Here is a 6909-nt window from a genome sequence, read left to right as displayed (position 1 = left end):
GAAGATATTCAGGTGGCTATAGCGCGAAGGTTCCACCTCTTCCCATTCCGAACAGAGAAGTTAAGCTTCGCATCGCCGATGGTACTGCGCAAGTGGGAGAGTAGGCAGCTGCCGTTTTAAGTGGGGGTCCCCGGTATCCAGTCGGATGCCGGGGACTTTTTTTATTTATATGCTTGGGAAGGAAAAAAATAAGTCGTATCTTTATGGCAAATATGAATATATTATGGTTATAAAAACACTTTTAGATACAGATTTGTATAAGTTTACGACTTCATATGCGTATATCAAGCTATTTCCTAACGCATTAGGGACATTTAGTTTTAAGGATAGGGATGAAACTGTGTATACAGAAGGTTTTTTGAATGCCTTGAAGAATGAAATTCATAATTTAGCGTTAGTTGCTTTGCGGAAAGAAGAGTTGGAGTATATGTGTACGCATTGCCGCTTTTTGCCTCGCGTATATTGGGAGTGGCTTTCTTCTTTTCGTTTTGACCCGGATAAAATCTGTGTGTATTTGGATGAAGAACATCATTTGCACATGGAAGTTACAGATTTCTTATATAAGGTAACGCTTTACGAAGTTCCTTTGTTAGCTATTATTTCTGAAATTAAAAATCAGTTCTTAAACCGTATACCAGATCGGCAGGTGATTATAGATCGATTGGCAGGTAAAGTTGAATTGTCGAATGAACATCATATTCCTTTTTCTGAATTTGGTACACGTCGACGTTTTTCGTTTGATGTGCACGAGACGGTTGTTTCTTATTTGAAAGAATATGCGCATTATTGTACAGGTACTTCCAATTGTTATTTAGCGATGAAGTATGATATGCGCCCGATGGGGACACATCCGCACGAATGGTTTATGTTCCATGGTGCTCAGTTCGGTTATAAGCATGCCAATTATATGGCATTGGAGAATTGGGTAAATGTGTATGACGGTGATTTGGGGACAGCTCTTTCGGATACGTATACTTCTGATTCTTTCTTATCCAATATTAGTAGGAAGCAGGCGAAACTGTTCGATGGTGTGCGGTGTGATTCGGGGAATGAATTTGAATTTACCGACAGGTTGATTAACCGATATAAAGAACTGGGGATTGATCCTACTACAAAGACTATAATTTTCAGTAATGCACTTGATTTTGAGAAAGCACTTCGGCTTTTTGAATATTGCCAAGGCAAAATCCGTTGTTCGTTTGGTATTGGTACGAATCTAACGAATGACACGGGATATACCCCTTCGAATATAGTGATGAAACTATCGCGTTGTAAGATGAATGTGAATCAGGAATGGCGTGAATGCGTAAAATTGTCCGATGACATGGGAAAACACATGGGAAGCGGTGCAGAAGTGGAAGCTTGTTTATATGAATTGCGCTTAAAATGAATGTTTAAGTATAAATTTGTAGCTAAAATGATTAAAAAACTTTCATTCTATTTTGTTTTATCGAAATAATGTCTACCTTTGCATCCGGAAAATAAAAGAAAAAGAAGATGAATACATTGTTTATACATATTTTGCTATACGGTCTGATTATTCTATTGGTGAAGCCAATGGGAAGTGGGGCGTGTGCGTAAATGTAGGAACAATAAAATGATAGATATTTCGAAAGCCTTTCTCACTTCCCTGTGCGAAAGGCTTTTTTTTGATAGGACAATATAAAAAACAATAGACTATGAGTGAAAGATTGTTTATTTTTGACACGACCTTACGCGATGGGGAACAAGTTCCCGGATGCCAGTTGAATACCGTTGAAAAGATTCAAGTGGCAAAACAATTGGAAGCGTTAGGCGTAGATGTGATTGAGGCAGGTTTTCCCGTCTCCAGTCCGGGAGATTTTAATTCGGTGATAGAAATATCCAAAGCTGTTACGTGGCCTACTATTTGTGCATTGACCCGTGCCGTGCAAAAGGATATTGATGTAGCGGCAGAAGCATTGAAGTATGCGAAACGCAAGCGTATTCATACTGGAATCGGGACTTCCGACTCTCATATTAAATATAAATTCAATTCTACCCGTGAGGAAATCATCGAGCGTGCCGTTGCCGCCGTTAAGTATGCTCGCAGGTATGTGGATGATGTAGAGTTTTATGCCGAAGATGCCGGACGTACTGATAATGAATACCTTGCACGGGTAATCGAAGCCGTTATCAAAGCGGGGGCTACTGTAGTGAATATTCCCGATACGACGGGATATTGCCTTCCGGATGAATATGGTGCGAAGATTAAATATTTGGTAGACCATGTAGACGGCATCGACAAAGCGATTATCTCGACCCATTGCCACAACGATTTGGGTATGGCTACGGCAAATACCATCAGTGGGGTATTGAATGGCGCCCGTCAGGTAGAAGTGACCATTGACGGTATCGGCGAGCGCGCCGGAAATACTGCTCTCGAAGAGGTGGCTATGATTTTGCGTTGTCACAAGCATTTGAATATCGATACCAATATCAATACTCAAAAGATTTATCCTACCAGCCGTATGGTTTCCAGCCTGATGAATATGCCGGTACAGCCCAATAAGGCAATTGTAGGGCGGAATGCGTTTGCCCATTCTTCGGGTATTCATCAGGACGGCGTGTTGAAGAATGTGCAGACCTACGAAATCATTGACCCGAAGGATGTAGGTATCGATGATAATGCAATTGTATTGACCGCCCGAAGTGGACGTGCGGCATTGAAACATCGTTTGCATGTATTAGGCGTAGAGATGAGTCAAGAGAAACTGGATAAGGTTTACGAAGATTTCTTGAAGCTTGCCGATAAGAAGAAAGACATTACCGATGATGACATTATGGTGATAGCCGGTGCCGACCGCAATGTCAACCATCACATCAAATTGGAATACCTTCAGGTGACCAGCGGGGTGGGAGTACGCTCAGTGGCAAGTCTGGGATTGAATATTTCGGGCGAGCATTTCGAGGCAGCCGCTACTGGAAACGGGCCGGTAGATGCTGCAATCAAGGCAGTAAAGCAAATCATTAAGCGTCAGATGACATTGAAAGAGTTTACGATTCAAGCTATTAGCAAGGGTAGTGATGATGTGGGTAAGGTACACATGCAGGTGGAATACGACGGGCAGATGTATTACGGCTTTGGTGCTAATACCGATATCATTGCGGCTTCGGTAGAGGCTTACATCGATTGTATTAATAAATTTAGAAAATAAGATAAGGTAAAAAGAATATGGCTAATACATTATTTGATAAGATTTGGGATGCACATGTTGTGCAGAAAGTAGAAGACGGACCTACGCAATTATACATCGACCGTCTCTATTGCCATGAAGTGACCAGTCCGCAGGCTTTTGCAGGGATGCGGGCACGGGGATTGAAATGTTTTCGTCCCGAAAAGATTTATTGTATGCCCGATCACAATACGCCGACGCACGATCAGGATAAGCCCATTGAGGATCCGGTTTCAAAGGCGCAGGTGGATGCTTTGGCAAAGAATGCGGCTGATTTCGGATTGACTCATTTTGGAATGATGGACAAACGGAATGGCATTATTCACGTGGTGGGTCCCGAACGGGGACTGACATTGCCGGGCATGACCATTGTGTGTGGCGATTCCCATACATCCACGCATGGTGCCATGGGAGCTGTTGCTTTTGGTATCGGAACCAGCGAGGTAGAAATGGTGATGGCTTCGCAATGTATTTTGCAGGCACGTCCGAAAACCATGCGGATTACGATAGACGGAAAATTGGGCAAAGGTGTGACGGCTAAGGATGTGGCATTGTATATGATGTCGAAAATGACCACCAGCGGTGCTACGGGATATTTTGTAGAATATGCCGGCGAAGCCATTCGGAGCCTGACGATGGAGGGACGCCTTACGTTGTGTAATCTGAGTATCGAAATGGGTGCGCGTGGGGGAATGATTGCCCCTGATGAAGTGACTTTCGAATACATCAAGGGACGTGAATATGCTCCGAAAGGAGAAGAGTGGGACAAGGCGGTTGCTTATTGGAAGACCTTGAAGAGCGATGAGGATGCGGTATTTGATAAGGAAGTATGTTTCGATGCCGCCGATATCCAGCCGATGATTACCTACGGAACCAATCCGGGCATGGGGATGGCAATTACGGACCACATTCCTACTACCGAAGGCATGAGCGAAGTCGAAAAAAGTTCATTCGAGAAGTCGATGCTTTATATGGGTTTCCAACCCGGTGAATCTTTGTTGGGCAAGCCGGTCGATTATGTTTTCTTGGGTGCGTGCACCAACGGGCGTATCGAGGATTTCCGTGCTTTTGCTTCCATTGTGAAAGGACGTAAGAAAGCCGGGAACATTACGGCATGGCTCGTTCCAGGTTCGTGGATGGTAGATGCACAAATCCGTGAAGAAGGTTTGGATAAGATACTCGAAGAAGCCGGTTTCGCTATCCGCCAACCGGGATGTTCGGCTTGCTTGGCGATGAATGATGATAAGATTCCCGCTGGGAAGTATGCCGTTTCTACCAGCAATCGTAATTTCGAGGGACGTCAAGGTCCGGGCTCACGCACTTTATTGGCAAGCCCATTAACCGCAGCCGCCGCAGCTGTAACGGGAGTGATAACAGATCCGAGAACATTAATGTAAAGATGAATTATGAAACAGAAATTTGATATAATTACCAGTACATGCGTTCCCTTGCCGTTAGAGAATGTCGATACCGACCAGATTATCCCGGCACGCTTCTTAAAGGCAACTACACGCGATGAAAAGTTTTTTGGAGATAACCTGTTCCGCGACTGGAGATACAACCCCGATGGTTCGGTAAACAAAGATTTTGTGTTGAACAATCCGATGTATAGCGGGCAAATCTTGGTGGCAGGAAAGAATTTTGGAAGCGGCTCCAGCCGTGAACATGCCGCATGGGCGATAGCCGGTTATGGTTTCCGTGTCGTGGTGTCCAGCTTCTTTGCCGATATTCATAAGAACAACGAGCTGAACAATTTTGTGCTTCCCGTAGTGGTCAGCGAAGGTTTCTTGAAAGAATTGTTCGATTCGATTTTCGCCGACCCCAAAACAGAAGTGGAAGTGAATGTTCCTGCTCAAACCATAACCAACAAGGCAACAGGTAAATCGGAAACATTCGAAATCAACGCCTATAAGAAGCATTGTCTGATGAACGGTCTCGACGACATTGATTTCCTTGTGGAGAACAAGGATAAAATTGAGGCTTACGAATCAATGGCACATAGATAACGTTAGGATTTATTCAACGCAGAGACGCAAAGACGCAGAGAATATAATTTGAGAAGACATGAGGACACGGAGTCCTTTAAATTAAAATTTTCTAACTTTTAATTCTCTCGCGCTCTTTGCTCTCCCTAAAAATAGAAACTCTGCGCTTTTGCGTCTCTGCGTTTATGTTTTTTAATAATATGGAAAATCATCCGAGAATAGAAATCATGGACACAACGCTTCGCGACGGTGAGCAGACCAGCGGCGTATCGTTCGTGCCCCATGAAAAATTAATGATTGCCCGATTGTTGCTCGAAGACCTGAAAGTAGACCGCGTGGAGGTGGCTTCGGCACGGGTGTCCGAAGGGGAGTTCAGTGCCGTAAGGATGATATGTGACTGGGCGGCACGGCGGAATATGCTCCCACGGGTTGAGGTGTTAGGTTTTGTCGACGGACATGTGTCGGTCGACTGGATACACGATGCCGGATGCCGGGTCATCAACCTTTTAGCAAAAGGTTCGGAGCGGCATTGCACTTATCAATTGAAGAAAACGCTCGAAGAGCATTTGGAAGATATCCGGGCGGTGGTCGGTTACGCTCACGAACGCGATATGGATGTCAATCTCTATTTAGAGGATTGGAGCAGTGGCATGAAAGATTCGCCCGATTATGTCTTTGGCTTGGTAGACGGATTGAAAGATACAGGTATCAGGCGGTTTATGTTGCCCGATACTTTGGGCATCCTCAATCCCTTGCAGGTCATCGAGTATATGCGGAAGATGAAGAAACGCTATCCCGATTTGCATTTCGACTTTCATGCGCACAACGATTACGACCTTGCCGTGAGCAATGTGCTGGCGGCTGTGCTGAGCGGGGTGAAGGGGCTTCATACCACTATCAATGGATTGGGCGAACGGGCAGGGAATGCGCCCCTTGCTAGTGTGCAGGCTATCTTGAAAGACCATTTTCATGCCGTGACCAATATCGATGAAAGCCGTTTGAATGATGTGAGTCGGGTGGTCGAGTCGTATTCGGGCATGACCATTCCAGCCAATAAGCCGATTGTAGGCGAAAGTGTCTTTACACAAGTGGCGGGCGTGCATGCCGACGGAGATAACAAGAATAACTTGTATTGCAACGATTTGCTTCCCGAACGTTTTGGACGGGTACGTGAGTATGCGTTGGGAAAGACTTCGGGCAAGGCGAATATCCGCAAGAATTTGGAAAGCTTGGGCTTGGAACTGGACGAGGATTCGATGCGAAAAGTCACCGAGCGTATCATTGAGTTGGGCGACCGGAAAGAGTTAGTCACGCAAGAAGATTTGCCCTACATCATCAGTGATGTACTGAAGCACGACGGGGCGCAAAACAAGGTGAAGCTCTTGAGTTATTTCGTTACTCTTGCCCAAGGGCTAAAGCCGATGGCGACATTGAGTATCGAAATCAATGGGAAAGTGTATCAGGAAAGTTCGTCCGGAGACGGTCAGTACGATGCCTTTGTACGTGCCTTGCGTAAGATATACAAGGGAACGTTGCAGCGCAAGTTCCCGATGCTGACCAATTATGCCGTGACTATTCCGCCCGGCGGACGCACCGATGCCTTCGTGCAGACCGTTATCACGTGGAATTACGATAATCGTGAGTTTCGTACCCGTGGCTTGGATGCCGACCAGACGGAAGCGGCTATCAAAGCGACCATTAAAATGTTGAATATAATCGAAGAATAATTA

5 protein-coding genes and 1 rRNA gene are annotated in these 6909 nt (G+C 45.1%); all 6 read left to right on the top strand.

All coding sequences use genetic code 11. From position 1 onward, the window contains the following. The first annotated feature begins 8 nt into the window (after positions 1–8). A 5S ribosomal RNA gene (gene rrf / locus B5F91_RS13155) occupies positions 9–117 on the top strand. 106 nt (positions 118–223) lie between these two features. Continuing rightward, complete coding sequence (pncB, locus tag B5F91_RS13150) at positions 224–1390, top strand: nicotinate phosphoribosyltransferase (RefSeq protein WP_087429518.1); 1167 nt, start codon at positions 224–226, stop codon at positions 1388–1390. 289 nt (positions 1391–1679) lie between these two features. Next, on the top strand, positions 1680–3176 hold the full coding sequence (locus B5F91_RS13145) for a 2-isopropylmalate synthase (RefSeq protein ID WP_087429516.1): 1497 nt from the start codon (positions 1680–1682) through the stop codon (positions 3174–3176). A gap of 17 nt (positions 3177–3193) precedes the next feature. Next, complete coding sequence (gene leuC, locus B5F91_RS13140; protein WP_087429515.1) at positions 3194–4591, top strand: 3-isopropylmalate dehydratase large subunit; 1398 nt, start codon at positions 3194–3196, stop codon at positions 4589–4591. A 9-nt stretch (positions 4592–4600) separates the two neighbouring features. Continuing rightward, entirely contained in the window at positions 4601–5200 is a 600-nt protein-coding gene (gene leuD, locus B5F91_RS13135; RefSeq protein ID WP_087429514.1) for a 3-isopropylmalate dehydratase small subunit, read from the top strand. Positions 5201–5379: 179 nt separating this feature from the next. Beyond that, complete coding sequence (locus B5F91_RS13130) at positions 5380–6906, top strand: alpha-isopropylmalate synthase regulatory domain-containing protein (protein WP_087429513.1); 1527 nt, start codon at positions 5380–5382, stop codon at positions 6904–6906. The last annotated feature ends 3 nt before the right edge of the window (positions 6907–6909 follow it).

This window comes from Bacteroides sp. An322, assembly GCF_002161765.1.
Classification (GTDB): Bacteria; Bacteroidota; Bacteroidia; order Bacteroidales; family Bacteroidaceae; genus Phocaeicola; species Phocaeicola merdavium.
This window is presented reverse-complemented; position numbering and strand designations above follow the sequence as displayed.